General features: G+C 60.7%; 13 protein-coding genes and 1 riboswitch. Of the genes, 8 read left to right on the top strand and 5 right to left on the bottom strand.

Translation table 11 applies throughout. The features are described from left to right. Positions 1-56: 56 nt before the first annotated feature. The gene (locus tag FJQ55_RS11130) at positions 57-1952 is read right to left on the bottom strand and encodes an LTA synthase family protein (protein ID WP_140829241.1); all 1896 of its coding nucleotides are present in this window, start codon (positions 1950-1952) and stop codon (positions 57-59) included. A 227-nt stretch (positions 1953-2179) separates the two neighbouring features. Here FJQ55_RS11130 and FJQ55_RS11125 point away from each other — a divergent pair, with 227 nt between their 5' ends. The 3 genes from FJQ55_RS11125 (at position 2180) to bluB (ending at position 5704) form a co-directional block, all read left to right on the top strand. Next, positions 2180-3859, top strand: coding sequence for an NAD+ synthase (locus FJQ55_RS11125; RefSeq protein ID WP_140827923.1), 1680 nt, complete (start codon positions 2180-2182; stop codon positions 3857-3859). Positions 3860-3889: 30 nt separating this feature from the next. Beyond that, positions 3890-4726, top strand: a complete 837-nt coding sequence (locus tag FJQ55_RS11120) for a TolB family protein (RefSeq protein WP_140827922.1) — start codon at positions 3890-3892, stop codon at positions 4724-4726. A 37-nt stretch (positions 4727-4763) separates the two neighbouring features. Beyond that, a riboswitch (cobalamin riboswitch) is annotated at positions 4764-4955 on the top strand. A 44-nt stretch (positions 4956-4999) separates the two neighbouring features. Continuing rightward, positions 5000-5704: a 5,6-dimethylbenzimidazole synthase gene (gene bluB, locus FJQ55_RS11115; RefSeq protein WP_140827921.1), complete on the top strand. Its 705-nt coding sequence runs from the start codon at positions 5000-5002 to the stop codon at positions 5702-5704. A 9-nt stretch (positions 5705-5713) separates the two neighbouring features. On the opposite strand, the gene FJQ55_RS11110 is transcribed toward bluB, so the two are convergent. From FJQ55_RS11110 to FJQ55_RS11095, 4 genes are all read right to left on the bottom strand, one after another. Continuing rightward, positions 5714-6778, bottom strand: a complete 1065-nt coding sequence (locus FJQ55_RS11110) for a DUF2865 domain-containing protein (protein ID WP_140827920.1) — start codon at positions 6776-6778, stop codon at positions 5714-5716. Between the two features lie 129 nt (positions 6779-6907). Beyond that, positions 6908-7549 (bottom strand): acyl-homoserine-lactone synthase, encoded by a 642-nt coding sequence (locus FJQ55_RS11105; RefSeq protein WP_140827918.1) that lies wholly within the window; start codon positions 7547-7549, stop codon positions 6908-6910. 122 nt (positions 7550-7671) lie between these two features. Next, positions 7672-8421 carry a helix-turn-helix transcriptional regulator gene (locus tag FJQ55_RS11100; protein WP_140827916.1) on the bottom strand — a complete coding sequence of 250 codons (750 nt, stop codon included), beginning with the start codon at positions 8419-8421 and terminating at the stop codon, positions 7672-7674. Positions 8422-8546: 125 nt separating this feature from the next. Continuing rightward, complete coding sequence (locus tag FJQ55_RS11095; protein WP_140827914.1) at positions 8547-10862, bottom strand: NADP-dependent malic enzyme; 2316 nt, start codon at positions 10860-10862, stop codon at positions 8547-8549. A 210-nt stretch (positions 10863-11072) separates the two neighbouring features. Between FJQ55_RS11095 and FJQ55_RS11090 the strand changes: the two genes are divergently transcribed. The 5 genes from FJQ55_RS11090 to FJQ55_RS11070 all read left to right on the top strand — a co-directional run bounded on the left by FJQ55_RS11090 (position 11073) and on the right by FJQ55_RS11070 (position 16103). Continuing rightward, a complete protein-coding gene (locus FJQ55_RS11090) occupies positions 11073-11921 on the top strand; it encodes a UDP-2,3-diacylglucosamine diphosphatase (RefSeq protein ID WP_140827913.1) in 849 nt (282 codons plus the stop codon). 174 nt (positions 11922-12095) lie between these two features. Beyond that, entirely contained in the window at positions 12096-13247 is a 1152-nt protein-coding gene (locus tag FJQ55_RS11085) for an ABC transporter permease (protein WP_425467515.1), read from the top strand. A 9-nt stretch (positions 13248-13256) separates the two neighbouring features. Beyond that, the gene (locus FJQ55_RS11080) at positions 13257-14069 is read left to right on the top strand and encodes an ABC transporter ATP-binding protein (RefSeq protein WP_140827912.1); all 813 of its coding nucleotides are present in this window, start codon (positions 13257-13259) and stop codon (positions 14067-14069) included. 4 nt (positions 14070-14073) lie between these two features. Further along, positions 14074-15447, top strand: a complete 1374-nt coding sequence (locus tag FJQ55_RS11075; RefSeq protein WP_140827911.1) for an MlaD family protein — start codon at positions 14074-14076, stop codon at positions 15445-15447. Then, positions 15444-16103: an ABC-type transport auxiliary lipoprotein family protein gene (locus FJQ55_RS11070; protein WP_140827909.1), complete on the top strand. Its 660-nt coding sequence runs from the start codon at positions 15444-15446 to the stop codon at positions 16101-16103. The genes FJQ55_RS11075 and FJQ55_RS11070 overlap by 4 nt, the downstream gene beginning before the upstream one ends. Positions 16104-16156: the final 53 nt, after the last annotated feature.

Below are 16156 nucleotides of genomic sequence, written 5' to 3'. Positions count from 1 at the left end.
CGGCATTCAAATAGACGATACCGGCAACTTCTTGACGGGACACGGTTCTGCGCATCTCAGCTATTCGGTTGAAGCCGCAATGCCTGTTCGGGGAAGAAACGTCCAAGGCCGTAGCCTTCGCCGAACATGACATCATGCTGTAGCATGCGATAGTCGCGGATCAACGGATCGACGACACCGGCCATGGACCAGTCAGCCTGGGACTTGGCATTCCGACCAATCAGCTGGTGGCGGTCTACCACCGTGTATCGTTCCGCCACGCGTCCCAAGACTCCGGTGTAATAGGGGTGCCGGTAGCCGGCGAGACGCACGATCACGTGCGGCAGCTGCGAGGGGCTCACAGAGCCGATGTCCTTCTGCACACCGCGTTTGGACGACCAGACAACGAGCGGGGTTTCATGCTCGCGCTTCATCGTCGGAACCGAAGCCTTCCGGGTCGCGACCACGTTCGGCATGTAACCGCTTTCGGTGTAGACTTCGCCGAGCGGTGGCAGATGGTCGCCGAACATGACAATGATGGTTTCGCGCTGGCGCTTCTTGGCCCAGTCCATCAACATCTTCAGGCTCTGGTCCGCTTCCTTCACGCCCTGGGTATAGGTTGCGAGTGTCTTGGTCGGCGCGTCGGACAGCGTCGGCGCATCGACTTCCACGGTGTTCTTGACATAGCGGTGTTCTTCATAGGGGCCATGACCCTGTAGAGTCACTGCGAAGAAGAAGAAAGGCTGCGCGGTATTGTCCGCTTCCTTGATGATGTAGCGCGTCAGCGCGTCATCGGAGGCGAAGATGCCGCGCTTGTCCATGGCAGGCATGTTCTCTTCCGAGCGGAACTGCTGGAAGCCGAGCGCCTGATAGACATTCTGACGGTTCCAGAACCAGCTCTGGAACGGATGGAATGCCTTCGTGACATAGCCCTTCGATTCAAAGAAGGTCGCGAGCGACGGCAGAGGGCGGCGGATATACTGCTGGTAAGGGATGCTGCCATAGGGCAGGAAGGCGTTGGAGAAGCCGGTGAGGGCCTCGAACTCGACATTGGCGGTCATGCCACCGAATTCGGGGGAGAACATGTTGCCTGATGCCACCGACCGGATCGTCGGCATCGGGTCTTGCGAATAGCGTACGCTGGTGAGGCGTGTGGGATCCCAGAGGCTCTCGCTCATCACGACGATCACATCAGCCTGGCGACCGGAGTAGAAGGACGCCGGCACCCGATCAGACGGGATGTCGGTAATGGCGGGCTGGCTGTAGCCGTCCGGCGCGCTGATGCGGGCCATCGGCACGTTGAAGGCAAAAGCCATCAGGAAGCCGTTATGGCGATAGTTTTCCTTCTGGTCCCACATCATTGGGACAATGTTCAGTCGATCCCGGACCGCCGAGAAGGCCATCGGATCCATCAGCGAGACAAAGGAAGCCAGGATCGGCAGCGAAACGGCGAGCCGGGCGATGCGCGAGCGCATGCTGATCCGCACGAAGAGTTTGCGGCTCTTGTAGATCAAGATGCCGAGGATGGCGGTGATCGCGATTGTCGCAGCAGCGACGGCAAGCGCCGTCAGCGGCTGGGCTGCGACCATCACAGGCAGCAGTTCCATGATCTGTCGGCCGAAAAGAAGGTCACTCGGATAGAGCGGGTCGGACAGGTAGAGTTGCTTCTGGCCGGAGAAGAATGCGGGCAGCAGGGCCAAGGGAACAAGCAGGACCGAGGACTGATGCGCCCGGCCGACAAGCGCGTCCATGAAGAGCAACAGTAAGAAGACGATGCCGACTGCGACCATACCCGCGCGGCTGGTGGACGTCATATAGTCGCCGATATCGACGAAGGTGCCACGAGCAAGCCATTCGCTCGCCACGACTGTAAGCAAGGCAATCAAGCCCGTTGTCAGAACCTGCAGAACGACCTGCAGCACCTTGGCATTCTCGAACGATGCATCGCCGGATCTGCCGATGGCCGGGAACATACTGGCGATTACCGATTTCGAACTGTTGTCGGCCACGTCTTTCTCCGGCGGATCTGGTAGGAGTATTAAAACTGTCGCATAGCTGTCACATAACGGTCATGAATGCTACATGAACCAAGCGATAAGCCTCTGTGTTCCCCTAGGAAATCCGTCGTTTTTTCAGACAGTGCGAACAACGACGGCGCAGCGCCGTTGATGTTCGCCTGGCATAACGTTAAATCGAGACCATGAGCGAAGAACTGAAAATGACTGACGTCCTGCGCATTGCCGTTGCGCAATTCAATCCCACGGTCGGCGATGTCGTCGGCAATCTGGGGAAGGCCCGGGCGGCCCGGGCGGAAGCGGCCGCGCAAGGTGCTGAACTGCTGCTGCTGACCGAACTGTTCATTTCCGGCTATCCACCTGAAGACCTCGTGCTGAAACCTGCGTTCCTCAAGGCTTGCTTGCAGGCTGTCGAAGCACTCGCCGCAGATACCGCCGACGGCGGTCCTGGTGTCATCGTGGGCTTTCCGCGCCAGGGTGAAAAGGGACGGCACAATTCCGTTGCGATCGTCGATGGCGGCAAGATCCTGGCCTTCCGCGACAAGATCGACCTGCCGAACTACGGCGAATTTGACGAGAAACGGGTTTTCGTGGAAGGCGAGATGCCGGGTCCGGTCAACTTCCGGGGCGTTCGGATCGGCGTGCCGATCTGCGAGGAGATCTGGAACGATCTTGGCGTTTGCGAGACGCTGGCCGAAACGGGGGCCGAACTGCTCCTCGTGCCCAATGGCTCGCCTTATTATCGCGGCAAGGTCGATGTCCGCCATCAGGTGGCGCTCCGCCAGGTGATCGAGACGGGGCTGCCGCTGATCTTCGCCAATCAACTGGGCGGGCAGGATGAACTGGTGTTCGACGGCGCGAGCTTCGCCTTCAACGGGGACAAGTCGCTCGCCTTCCAGATGAGCCAGTTCGAAGAGACGCTTGCGGTGACCACCTGGAAGCGCACGGCGAATGGCTGGCGCTGTGACGGCGGTCCTATGTCTCACACTCCCGAGCACGAGGAGGCCGACTACCGGGCCTGCGTGCTTGGCTTCCGCGACTACGTCAACAAGAACGGCTTCAAGAGTGTGGTGCTCGGCCTGTCGGGGGGGATCGACTCCGCGCTCTGTGCTGCCATTGCCGTCGACGCGCTTGGCGAGGAGCGGGTGCGCACGCTGATGCTGCCCTATCGTTATACCTCCGAAGAAAGCTTCTCCGATGCTGCGGCCTGTGCCAAAGCCCTCGGCTGCAACTACGACATTGTGCCCATTTCCGATCCGGTCGAGGGTTTTCTCTCAAGCCTCTCCGAGATGTTCGAGGGAACCGAGAGCGGGATTACGGAAGAAAATCTGCAGAGCCGTACCCGCGGCACGATCCTGATGGCCGTTTCCAACAAGTTCGGATCGATGGTCGTGACGACGGGTAACAAGTCGGAAATGTCGGTGGGTTATGCCACGCTTTACGGCGACATGAATGGTGGCTTCAATCCGATCAAGGACCTATACAAGATGCAGGTCTATGGTCTGTCGGCATGGCGCAACGCGCATGTGCCGCCGGGCGCTCTCGGCCCGTCTGGCGAGGTCATTCCGGCCAATATCCTGTCCAAGGCGCCATCAGCCGAACTGCGCCCCAACCAGACCGACCAGGATTCCCTGCCGCCCTATCCGGTGCTCGACGACATCCTGGAATGCCTTGTCGAGAAGGAATTGGGTGTCGACGAAATCATCGCGCGTGGCCATGACGTCGCAACCGTTCACCGGGTCGAACATCTGCTGTACCTCGCCGAATACAAGCGACGTCAGTCGGCACCGGGGGTGAAGATCACCAAGAAGAATTTCGGGCGCGATCGCCGCTATCCGATTACAAACCGTTTCCGGGATCGCTGAGCGGTCCCAGACGGCCAGGAGAATTCGACAATGCGCAGTTCCGTTGAAATCTATGACATGACGGCACGCGAGTGCGAGGTCGTTTGGCAGACGGAGGATCTCGTCGAGGCGCCGAACTGGTCGCGTGACGGCGAGTTTCTTCTCATCAACGGCGATGGGCTTCTCTATGCTTTGTCGCTTGACGATGACGATCCAGAGCCGGAACTGATCGATACTAGCTTTGCCGTCCGTCTTAACAATGATCACGGCATTTCACCCGATGGCGCGTCGATCGCGTTTTCCGACCATACGCTCTTCGGCAAGTCGTGCATCTATCTGCTCGGCGATGGAGATGAGGAGCCGCGTCAGGTGACCGATAAAATGCCGTCCTACTGGCATGGCTGGTCCCCGGACGGGAAGGAGCTTGCCTATTGCGGCGACCGGAACGGCGTTTTCGACATCTACACGATCTCGACCAAGGGTGGGCCTGAGAAACGATTGACCCATGGTGAGGGCCATAACGACGGTCCCGACTATTCGCCTGACGGGCAGTGGATCTATTTCAACTCCAGCCGCACGGGCACGATGCAGATTTGGCGTATGCGGACCGATGGCAGCGATCTGCAGCGCCTGACCGCAGACGGTTATGGCGACTGGTTCCCGCATCCGTCGCCGGATGGCAAAAAGGTTCTGTTCCTTTCCTACGACGCCGACGTGGCGGGTCATCCGCGCGACAAGCAGGTCCGGCTTCGGCTGATGGACGCCGACGGTGGAAATGTCGAGACGCTGTTCGAATTCTTTGGCGGTCAGGGGTCGATCAACGTTCCGAACTGGTCACCCGATGGATCGGCTTTTGCCTTCGTGCGCTATTCCTCCGAAATTTCCTGACTGTCGCTTTCGTGTCTATTGCAGGGCATCGCGATGCGATAAAAGACCGAGGTCAGGTGCCTGCCTTATGGCAGGAGAATCGGGAAGCCGGTGAGAATCCGGGACGTGCCCAGCGCTGTGAGGCGGACGTGTTTGCCAGGGGAAGCCCTGCCACTGGTCGAGAAGACCGGGAAGGCGGCGGATGCGGTAGAAGCCAAGTCAGAAGACCGGCCTGACACCATAGACTTAGCCCGCGCGGACGGCGGGCGGTTGCGCATTGTTGGAGACAACAGGATGCACGACTCATCGTACGAGGCCCTCGTCCGGGCCGACGCCTTTTCGGATTGCGAAAGGGCCGCCGTCTACCGCGCCATCGAAACCCGCCGGGATGTGCGCGACCAGTTTCTGCCTGATCCCTTACCCGATGCCCTGATCCGTCGGCTGCTTTCTGCAGCCCATGCCGCCCCTTCGGTCGGATTCATGCAGCCGTGGAATTTTCTCCTGATCCGCAGCCGCGAGCAGCGCGAGGCAATCTGGCATGCCTTTGCCAGAGCCAATGAAGAGGCGGTCGCGATGTTCACGGAAGAGCGCCGGCAGGCCTATCGCTCGTTGAAGCTGGAGGGTATCCGTAAGGCGCCGCTCAATATCTGCATCACCTGCGATCCCGATCGTGCAGGCCCTATCGTGCTCGGACGCACGCACAATCCCCGGATGGACGCCTATTCGACCGTTTGCGCCATCCAGAACCTCTGGCTTGCCGCCCGCGCCGAGGGTGTCGGGGTCGGGTGGGTGAGCATCTTTCACGATCAGGACGTGAAGGAAATCCTTGGCATCCCGAAGCGGGTCGAGATCATCGGTTACCTTTGTCTCGGATATGTCGATCAGCTCTACGAGAAGCCGGAACTGGAAATCAAGGGCTGGCGTCAAAGGCTGTCGCTGGACGATCTCGTTTTTGAAGAACGCTGGCCGGCAGACGCAGTTTCTGACGGCGGCGGCTAAAGGCAGCGGCTATTCCTGCAGCGGTTGCGGGCCTGATGCGGCAGGCTTTTTCAAGTCGATCGCGCCGTTCTGAGGTGGCAGGAAGACCGGTCCGACCTGGCGAACCTGCAGAGCCGCTTCATCGAGTTCGCGTTCAGCGGCCGGCAGAGCTGCCGGCGTCGTCGGTGCCTTTTCTGGCTTCACCGTTACGATCGATGACTGATAGTCCGGCACGGGCGGTCGAGGTGTCATTTTCTGATAGTAGCGGGCAAGGTCGCAACGGCACTGAGGATCTTCCGAGGGCTTTCGGGTCCGATAGACAAAGGCATTCGGCATGTCGCGGTAGGACTGACCCGTGGCCGAAGAGACCATGTCTGCGGTTTCGCCGGAAGCGGCCGGGTGAAAATAGAGCTCGGTTTCGACCCCCGGGCACATCTGCTGGCATTGAACCGCGTCACGGGCGAAGTTGAGCGCGGTGGTGCTTGAGGAGATCGGGAAGAAGCCTCCGTCACAGGTGCGCACACACAAGGTGCGGACCTCGCCCGAGGGCTGAACACCGATCGTGGGGCGGAAGGAGGCCAGAGCTTCACCGGTGCGATCCGGCTTGTAAGGCTGCTTGAGCGTGTCGAGATAGGGGATGCGGGCCGGTTCCTCGGGTTCGGCAGGGCCTGCGCTGTCCGCCGTGCAGCCGTTTTCGGCGAGCGCCTGCTGCAGATCTGCTGTTTCGGCCGATCCCACACCTTCGCGCAATGCGCGCAGTTTGTCTGTGAGAATTTTCTTGTTGGCCTCCATGCGGCTAATCGCCTGGCTCAGATCGCCGCAATCGCTGCCGCCATCGGCGCGGATGGTGGTGATCGCCGAGGTGAGGCAACGCAGCCGCCGCTGGTCCTGTCGGGCTTTTCGAAGCTCCAGATTCTGCTGCGCGATCGCGCCAGCGTAGCGATTCACCTCTTCCGAAGACGTGCTCTGATCGACCGTCGCCAGCCGATCGCGCAGCCTCTCGCAGGCCAGCGACGCGGCGGCAGCGTGCGGCGCGCTTGACGCAAGCCAGGCGACGGCGAGCAGGGGGAGCAGCAGTCTCTTCAGCGGCTTCATGGCTCCGACGGGGGACACCCTTTGGGGATGGACCGTTGTGTAACATGAACTGCACAATACGGCACCCGACCACAAAGTAAAATGACACTGGAGAGAGCGGTCGCCGGGCGATGCGGCGACCACCGTTCCTCAGGCGGCGCGGGCCGAGGCCAGCGTCATCGGCTGTTCGAGCACACTGCCGGCTATTGCGGCGACAGCCTTCATCCGGTCGAGCAGATCTTGGCTGATCTCCCAGGAGACGGCGACTGCCTGCACAGAGCCGATCCGCTGCGGATCGGCGATGCGCTCACCGGGGCAGCCCATGCGCTTGAACATCCGCTCAAGGAACACATCGGTGACGGTGACGATGTGGCTCAGCCCGGAGGCGATGCCGAGTTCGCCCACGCCACACATCAATTCTGCAGCCGCGATCGTGACCTGATTGCTGCCGCGGTCTTGCGAAATCTGCGGATCGATGCAGAAACGGCTGGATTCCCAGATGGCAGCACTCCTGATCTGCGGGCCACGCCCCAGCAGTTGCGGGAAGGTGTCGTCGAGCATGTTCGGCCCAAGGGTTGGCAGCAGGCGCAGAGCTCCGCGCAAGGCGCCTACTTCGCTGTAGGAAAGCACGTAGAGCGGGTTAGCGCGGTCATAGTCGTCAATCTCCCAGCTGTCCCGGACCTGGACATCCCAACCCAGGAGGTCGTGGAACACCCGCTTGCGCAAGCGGTGCATGGCGTCGATGTCGGCGGGAAATTGCTGGCGCCGAGCGCCGTTGATGATCCTGATCATACTGAACTCCTTGAAGAACGGTGGAGCTGGCAGCATGAAGTTCAGATGGTGGTGATGAAACTGGCGGTCGCGACAGCATTTGTCGATGCAATCTGTGATACGATGGCGCGCCACGTCTTTGGTTAGTGTACTGGCCTCTCGGCGAGGCGGGGAATGAGACCGAGCCAGACGGCTTCGGCGACCGCCTGGGCATTGTTGACGACATCGAGCTTGTTGCGCGCATTGGCCATGAAATAGCGAACCGTGCGCTCGGAGATGCCAAGAATGATCGCGGCCTCCCAATAGCTTTTGCCGGCGGCGATCCAGGCGAGCGTTTCACATTCACGCGGTGTCAGAAGTTTGCTCGCAAGCCTCCGTCGAGGCTGTGGCGGTGAGGCTTGGGCCATCATGGCGTGAAAGCGTGCGGCAAGGCTCCAGAAGTCCCGGTCGTTCTCGCGCCGCCAGTCCAAAAGGTGCGCCGGGTCGGTAACCGCTGCCACCAGAAGACAGGCTCGCCGCCCCGGACGGGCCAGCAGTGGGTAGCCAATATCGGCCGCCGGGCTGTCTCTGCCAGTTGGTTCTTGGTGCGAGGGTCGGGATGCGGCAATCAAGGTCAAATCGAGCTGAACAGGCTCAAGTTCGGCAAAGAGGCTGTCAAGTTGGTCCCGCAGCGGGCGGTCGCCCAATAGGCGCGTGACCCGTGCAGCGTCGGCTGGACGGCTGTGGACAAGACGCTGCAACTTCACCCGGTCGGCCCCGAACGCGCCATCGATATAGACGATGGGACCCGTCCGGTAGGCGGCCTGGAGCTTCTGCAGAAATATCGACGGCTCAAGCCGGGTCTGGTGATCGAGCCAGTCCAGCAGGTCGAAATAGATGCCCTCTTGCCCCATCCACTGACCCTAGATTCTCAGGGATACAATTTCAGGGGTACAGCTCTGACTTGTCCAGCGCCAATTCTGCGCGTCACCACCCCCAACGTGTTTTCGTCAGGAGCTTTTCTCGACGAACCCGCTCCTCACGCTTCGGGTTGAGACGCTTCGACAACTGCCAAAGCCGCCATGTTGACGACGCCGCGCGAGGTCACGGAGGTCGACAGCACATGCGCCGGCAGTGCGGCGCCGAGCAGGATCGGGCCGACATGTAGGGCGTCCATCATCATGCGAACAATGCCGAGCGAGATGTTGGCTGCATCGAGGTTCGGGAAGACCAGCAGATTGGCCTCGCCTGTGAGCGTGCTATCGGGCATCGCGCGCTTGCGCAGGCTCTCCGACAGGGCCGAACCGCCCTGCATTTCACCGTCGACCTCAAGGTCTGGTGCAGTCTGGCGGATGATTTCCAGGGCCTGTCGCATCTTCGTGGCGCTCGTCGAGGGGCGCGAACCGAAGTTGGAATGCGAAAGAAGGGCTGCCTTGGGGCTGATCCCGAAGCGGCGGATTTCCTCTGCGGCAAGCACCGTCATTTCGGCAATCTCTTCGGCGCAGGGGTCGTCGGTCACGAAGGTGTCGGTGAAGAAGATCGCACCGCGCTGTGAGATCAGCAGGCTGAGACCCGAGAAGTCGCGAACGCCGGGGCGCTTGCCGATGATCTGACGAACATCTCGGACATGGCGGTCGAAGCGGCCTTCGACGCCGCAGATGAGCGCGTCTGCATCACCACGCTTTACGGCGAGCGCTCCGATGACTGTCGTGTTGGTGCGCACGATGGTGCGGGCGGCTTCCGGGTTGATACCGGCGCGGCCGACAAGGGCAAAATAGTCATCGACATAGTCGCGGTAGCGCGGGTCGTCTTCGGGGTTGACGAGGTCGAAGTCGACGCCCGGGCGGATGCGCAGGCCGTAGCGTTTCAGACGAGTCTCGATGATCTGCGGGCGTCCGATCAGGATCGGTTCGCCAATGCCATCTTCGAGCAAGACTTGCGCGGCCCTGAGAACACGCTCGTCTTCGCCTTCGGCGAAAATCACCCGCTTTTTGGCAGCAGCCTTGGCCGCTGCAAAGATCGGCTTCATGACGAAGCCCGAGCGGAAGACAAAGCGGTTCAACTGGTCCAGATAGGTGTCATAGTCGGCTATCGGGCGGCGGGCGACGCCACTTTCTTCGGCTGCGCGAGCGACAGCCGGCGCAATGCGCAGGATAAGGCGTGGATCGAAGGGCGAGGGGATCAGATAATCCGGCCCGAAAGTCGGCGTTTCGCCGGTATAGGCGCGGGCGGCAACTTCCGAGACTTCCTCGCGGGCGAGCGCTGCAATGGCCCGCACAGCCGCCATCTTCATCTCTTCGTTGATCGTGGTTGCACCACAATCGAGAGCGCCACGGAAGATATAGGGGAAGCACAGGACGTTATTGACCTGATTGGGGAAATCGGAGCGCCCGGTACAGATCATGGCGTCGGGTCGGGCGGCGCGCGCCTCCTCCGGCATGATCTCCGGCTTCGGGTTGGCAAGCGCCATGATCAGCGGGCTCGGCGCCATGCGCGCCAGGAGTTCTGGCTTCAGGACGCCGGCAGCCGACAGGCCGAGGAAGACGTCAGCCTCGTCGATGCTCTCGGACAAGGACCGCTTGTCGGTCTCCTGGGCGTAAATTTCCTTCCACGGATCCATCAATTCGTTGCGGCCCTTGTAGACAAGGCCTTCGATGTCGTGGACCCAGATGTTTTCGCGCTTCGCGCCGAGAATGACGAGGAGGTTGAGGCAGGCGAGCGCTGCGGCACCGGCGCCCGAGGCGACGATCTTGACGTCCTCGATCTTCTTGCCGGCCAGTTCCAGGCCGTTGAGGATGGCGGCGGCGACGATGATGGCGGTGCCGTGCTGGTCGTCATGGAAGACCGGAATGTTCATCTTGGCGCGAAGCTGGTCTTCGACCTGGAAGCATTCCGGCGCCTTGATGTCTTCGAGATTGATGCCGCCGAATGTCGGCTCCAGCGCCGAAATGGTCGAGACCATTTGGTCGACGGTTGGTGCCTCGATCTCGATGTCGAAGACGTCGATGCCGGCGAATTTCTTGAACAGGACCGCCTTGCCTTCCATCACGGGCTTGGAGGCGAGGGGCCCGATATTGCCGAGCCCGAGCACAGCCGTGCCGTTTGAAATGACGGCGACAAGGTTGGAACGGGCCGTATAATCGTCGGCCGCCGCCGGATCGTCCTTGATGGCAAGGCAGGGCGCTGCGACGCCAGGCGAGTAGGCAAGGGCCAGATCGCGCTGGTTGCCGAGCGGCTTCGTCGCCTGGATCTCGAGTTTCCCGGGACGCGGATAGCGATGATAAAAGAGCGCCTGTTCGTCGAGATCGGCAGTCGCTGCCACAGCATCGGTCTTGGTCTTGTCGTGGGAATTCATCGCGTCACCGGCAATTCATGTCATCGAGTGGTTCAGATCCGTCATACACGAAACAGCTTCGAGTGGTAGACCTTAGTTCCGGCCGCCGGTACGCCCGACAGCTGTAATCGCCACCGACATCCGCTGCATCAGGGCCCATTTTGGCCGTGTCATCTTCCTGAAACACGAGTCTGGTTAAGGCTTGTGCAGTCAGTGCAAGAGGATAGCGCCGTGGAAGACGCAAGCGAAGTTCGCCATTTCAGGACCCTTTTCATCTCGGACGTGCATCTGGGTTCGAAGGCTGCAAAGACCGATTTCCTGCTCGACTTCCTGCGCACTCACGAAGCCGAAACGATCATCCTGGTCGGTGACATTGTCGACGGTTGGCGCTTGAAGCGCAGCTGGTACTGGCCGCAGCCTTGCAATGACGTGGTGCAGAAACTTCTGCGCAAGGCGCGCAAGGGCACCCGGATCGTCTATATCCCCGGCAATCACGACGAATTCCTGAGGGACTTTCCGGGCACCCATTTCGGCGGCATCGAGGTTGCCGAGCGGATGATCCACGAGATGGCCGACGGCAAGCGCTATCTCGTGCTGCATGGCGACGAGTTCGATGTCGTGGTGCGCAATGCGCGTCTGCTGGCCTATCTCGGAGACTGGGCCTATGACACGGCGATTGCGATCAATGTCATGCTCGCCGCCGTGCGCCGCAAGCTCGGCATGCCCTACTGGTCATTCTCGGCCTGGGCCAAGCTGCAGGTCAAACATGCGGTGAACTTCATCGGCGAATTCCAGCGTGTCGTTGCCGAAGAGGCCCGCCGTAACGATGTGGACGGCGTTATTTGCGGGCATATCCACCACGCGCTTATGGAAGACATTGACGGCATCCACTATGTCAACACCGGTGACTGGGTAGAAAGCTGCACGGCGGTCGCCGAGCATCCGGACGGGCGGTTGGAGCTCATCTCCTGGGCGCACAAGATCAGCGCTTCCGGTGCACCCAAGCCGGTGCAAAAGATGGTTCCGGTGATGATCCCGTCGCTCGACAGTGCCAAGAAGGAAGGCGCGCGGGCCGCGTGATTGCGACCGGTTGTTGCAATCAGGCCATCGCATCCATCAATCGTCTGTGAGTCGTGTATTTAACGGTTCATCAAGGATTACATCGCCGTCCCCGGTCGTTATAGTGCGCAGCATTCAATCACGTGATTTGCGAACCGGAAGACGACCGGCGCAGGTTTGGAAGTTGTCGCGCCCTTGAAGTCGGTTCATCCTGAAAACGCTCATATCGAGATCGACCGCCAGGCGCATGTCGATCACCATGTGATTCGACTGAGCGGCAGCTGGAAAAACACCAGCCTTTCCGACATGATCAAGTCTGCAGGCCCCCTGGTCGAGGATCAGGGCAACAGCAGCGAAGTCATCGATATCGACGGGATCACCGCCATGGACACGGCGGGGGCCTGGCTGATCCGGCGCTTCATGACCCAGCGCCGGGCGCGTGGCCGCGAGATCACCCTTGCCGGTGGCGACCCGCAGATGCGCGAACTGATCAACGCTCTGCCGGAGCGTGTCGAGGCGCCGGAACAGGTCGCCAGCAGTCGCGGACTCTTCGAGCGGGTCTTCGACCCGGTCGGTCGCTTGACGGTCGGCTTGTGGGAAGATGCGGTCGCAATGATGTTTGTGCTGGGGTCTGCCGTGCGCGGGGCGCAGACCAAGCTTGGACGCGGTGCTGGTGTCTCACCCGCTTCGGTCATCAATCAACTCGATCATATGGGCGTGCGAGCTGTCCCGATCATCGTCCTGATGTCCTTCCTGATCGGGGCGATCATCGCGCAACAGGGGGCCTTCCAGCTGCGCTATTTCGGCGCGGAAGTCTTCGTGGTCGACCTGGTCGGTATTTTGCAATTGCGCGAAATCGGCGTACTGTTGACGGCGATCATGATTGCCGGCCGATCGGGCAGCGCCATCACTGCCGAAATCGGCTCGATGAAGATGCGCGAGGAAATCGATGCGCTGAAGGTGATCGGGCTCAATCCGATCGGCGTTCTGGTCTTTCCGCGTCTCGTCGCCCTGACGATCGCTTTGCCGCTTCTGACCATCGTTGCGAATTTCGCGGCTCTTTATGGTGCCGCGGTCGTTGCCTGGGCCTATTCCGGCATCACCTTCGAGGTGTTTATTACCCGCCTGCACGACGCCGTCGATTATTCGACGCTCGCCACCGGCATGATCAAGGCGCCGTTCATGGCACTGATCATCGGCATCATTGCGGCCGTCGAGGGCATGAAGGTCGGCGGCAGCGCCGAATCGCTCGGTCGCCACGTGACCGCCTCCGTCGTCAAATCCATTTTCGTCGTCATCCTCGTGGACGGGCTGTTTGCCATGTTCTACGCGGCCATCGATTTCTGAGGGGCCGGGATGTCGGATACAGAGAGAAAATCTGGCAAGCGCGAAGCGGTCCTTTCCGTTAAGGATCTGACCGTCGGGTTTGGTGACAAGGTCGTGCTCGACAAGCTCAACCTCGATATCTATCGCGGTGAAATTCTCGGCTTTGTCGGGGCTTCCGGTGCCGGCAAATCGGTGCTGATGCGGACCGTGCTGAGGCTCCTGCCGCGGCGCGGCGGCACGATCGAGATTCTCGGTGCCGATTACGATGCGGTGAGCGATGCGGAGCGCATGGCGCTCGATACGCGGCTGGGCGTGCTTTTCCAGCATGGTGCTCTATTTTCGGCACTGACGGTCAAGGAGAACATTCAGCTGCCGATGCGCGAATACCTGGATCTTCCGCAGTGGCTGATGGACGAGCTCGCTTTTCTGAAGCTCGAGCTTGTCGGTCTGAAGCCCGATGCGGCGGATAAATATCCCTCCGAACTTTCCGGTGGCATGATCAAGCGCGCGGCTCTCGCCCGGGCCTTGGCGCTCGACCCGGACCTCGTGTTTCTGGACGAGCCGACATCGGGTCTTGACCCAATCGGGGCTGCCGAATTCGATGAACTCATCGCACAACTGCGCGATACCCTTGGATTGACGGTCTATATGGTTACCCATGACCTCGACAGTCTCTTCTCCGTCTGCGACCGTATTGCGGTTCTGGGCGAGAAGAAGGTGATGGTCGAGGGGACGCTGGACGACATGCTCGCCTATGACGATCCTTGGGTGCAATCCTATTTCAGGGGCAAGCGTGCCCGTTCCATTCCCCGCGCGGAGACCGCCGTGCAGCCGGTAGAGTAGACATATGGAAACCAAAGCCAATTATGCCATCGTCGGCTTCTTTACGATCCTGGTTATCGGGGCAGCCTTCGGCTTCGTCTACTGGATGGCGGAGTATGGACGCGGCGGCCCTATGGCGCCGCTCGCCATTCGCATTCCCGGTTCCGCCAACGGCCTGAGCATCGGCTCGCCCGTGCGCTTCAACGGGATTGCGGTGGGCTCGGTGCGCAATCTTTATATCGACAACGACGATCCGGAGTTCTCTGTCGCCTTTACCGAAGTGCGCGCCGACGCTCCCGTGACGTCCGGTACGCGGGCCATTCTTGAAATTCAGGGTCTCACCGGTGCTGCCTATATCGAACTGTCGGGCGGTGGCGCGGGGAGCGGCGATAAGATCCTAGAGCGCGCCATCAATACGGGCGAGGCGGCAATCCTCACCGCGGACCAGTCTAGCGTTACCAACCTTCTGTCCACAGCAGACCGCATCCTCAAGCGTGCTGACGATGCCATCGGTGAGCTCCAGGGTTTCATCGTCGACGCCCGTGCGCCGCTCACCAATACGGTTCGCAACGCCGAGACCTTTTCGAAATCGCTGGCTGACAATGCCAAGGGGATCGACGAGTTCCTGAAGAGCGTTACGTCGCTTTCGCAGTCTGTGTCGGGCTTGTCGGGTCGCCTGGACGGGACGCTGGCTGCGGCGGAAGATCTGTTCAAGGCGCTGAACTCCGACAAGATCGACAAGATCCTCAGCAATACCGAGAAAGCCACGGCAAGCTTCGCCGATGCATCGAACAAGATCGGGCCGGCGATCGACAGTTTCAAGCAGACGGCTGATACGTTCCAGACATTCGGAAAAAATGCCGACCAGACGCTTCTCAAGGTCTCGAAGCTGGTGGATGCAGTCGACAGCCAGAAGGTCGGCAAGGTCGTCGACGACGTCTCCGTCGCATCGGCAGACGCGCGTCAGGCGATCGCCGGCTTCCGCGATCTCTCAAACAGCATCATGGGCCGTAAGGACGACATCGACAAGGCGATCGATGACTTCACGCAGCTTGCCAACCGTCTGAACAACGCCTCGACCCAGGTCGACGGCATCCTGAAGAAGGTCGACAGTTTCCTTGGCTCGGGCGACGCCAATTCGCTGAGTGTTGAAGCCCGCAAGACGCTGGAATCGATCCGGCTTGCCGCAGAGAACCTCAATGCGCGCATTGGACCGATTGCCGAGAACCTTCAGCGCTTCTCAAATTCGGGTCTGCGCGATATCCAGACACTCGTGACGGATACCCGCCAGACGGTGCGGGGCCTGAACGACGCCATTACCAATTTCGATCAGAATCCGCAGCGCCTGCTCTTCGGCGGCGATACGGTCAAGGAATTCGACGGAAGGACGCGCCGATGACGCCGACGACCGGAAAGGGTGACACTATGGTTTTCTCCGGCCGTCCAGGTCTGTCCGCAGCCAACCGCCGCCGCCTTCTCGGCTGCAGCATCGCTCTGCCGATGATGCTGGCGGCGCTCACCAGTTGCGGCTCGGCACCGAACGATACGTTTGATCTCTCGGCCGTTTCCGCGCCTGTTTCCACGACCGCCAGTGCGAAAAACCGACAGCTGCTGGTCGCCGATCCCTCGGCGCTCAAGGCGCTCGACAGTGAGCAGATCCTGGTGCGCGTCGCCGGTTCCGAGGTGCAGTATCTGAAAAAATCGCAGTGGAGCGACAAGCTGACTCGCGTGGTCCAGTCCAAACTTGTCGAGGCCTTCGAGGACACCGGCCGTCTCGGTGGCGTCGGAAAACCGGGGCAGGGCCTTGCGATCGATTACCAGCTGATCACCGATGTCCGCGCCTTCGAGATTGCAACGGGCGGCGGAGATCGTGGCGTCGTCGAGATTTCAGCGAAGCTGCTTAATGATCGCAACGGCACGGTCAAGGCGCAGAAAGTCTTCCGAGCTGAAGCGCCGTCGGCCGGCAGCGGCAGCGCCGCCTATGTCACTGCTCTCGATCAGGCCTTTGGGCGTGTCACTGCGGAGATTGTTGCCTGGACGCTCCAGGAACTCTGAATTCGATCATCAAAGATCGGCTGAAGCGCGCTTCGGGTTCAAACGACGAAACC

The organism is Rhizobium glycinendophyticum (genome assembly GCF_006443685.1).
Taxonomy (GTDB): Bacteria; Pseudomonadota; Alphaproteobacteria; order Rhizobiales; family Rhizobiaceae; genus Allorhizobium; species Allorhizobium glycinendophyticum.
The sequence above is the reverse complement of the archived record's forward strand: the minus strand, read 5'-3'. Positions and strand labels throughout refer to the sequence as shown.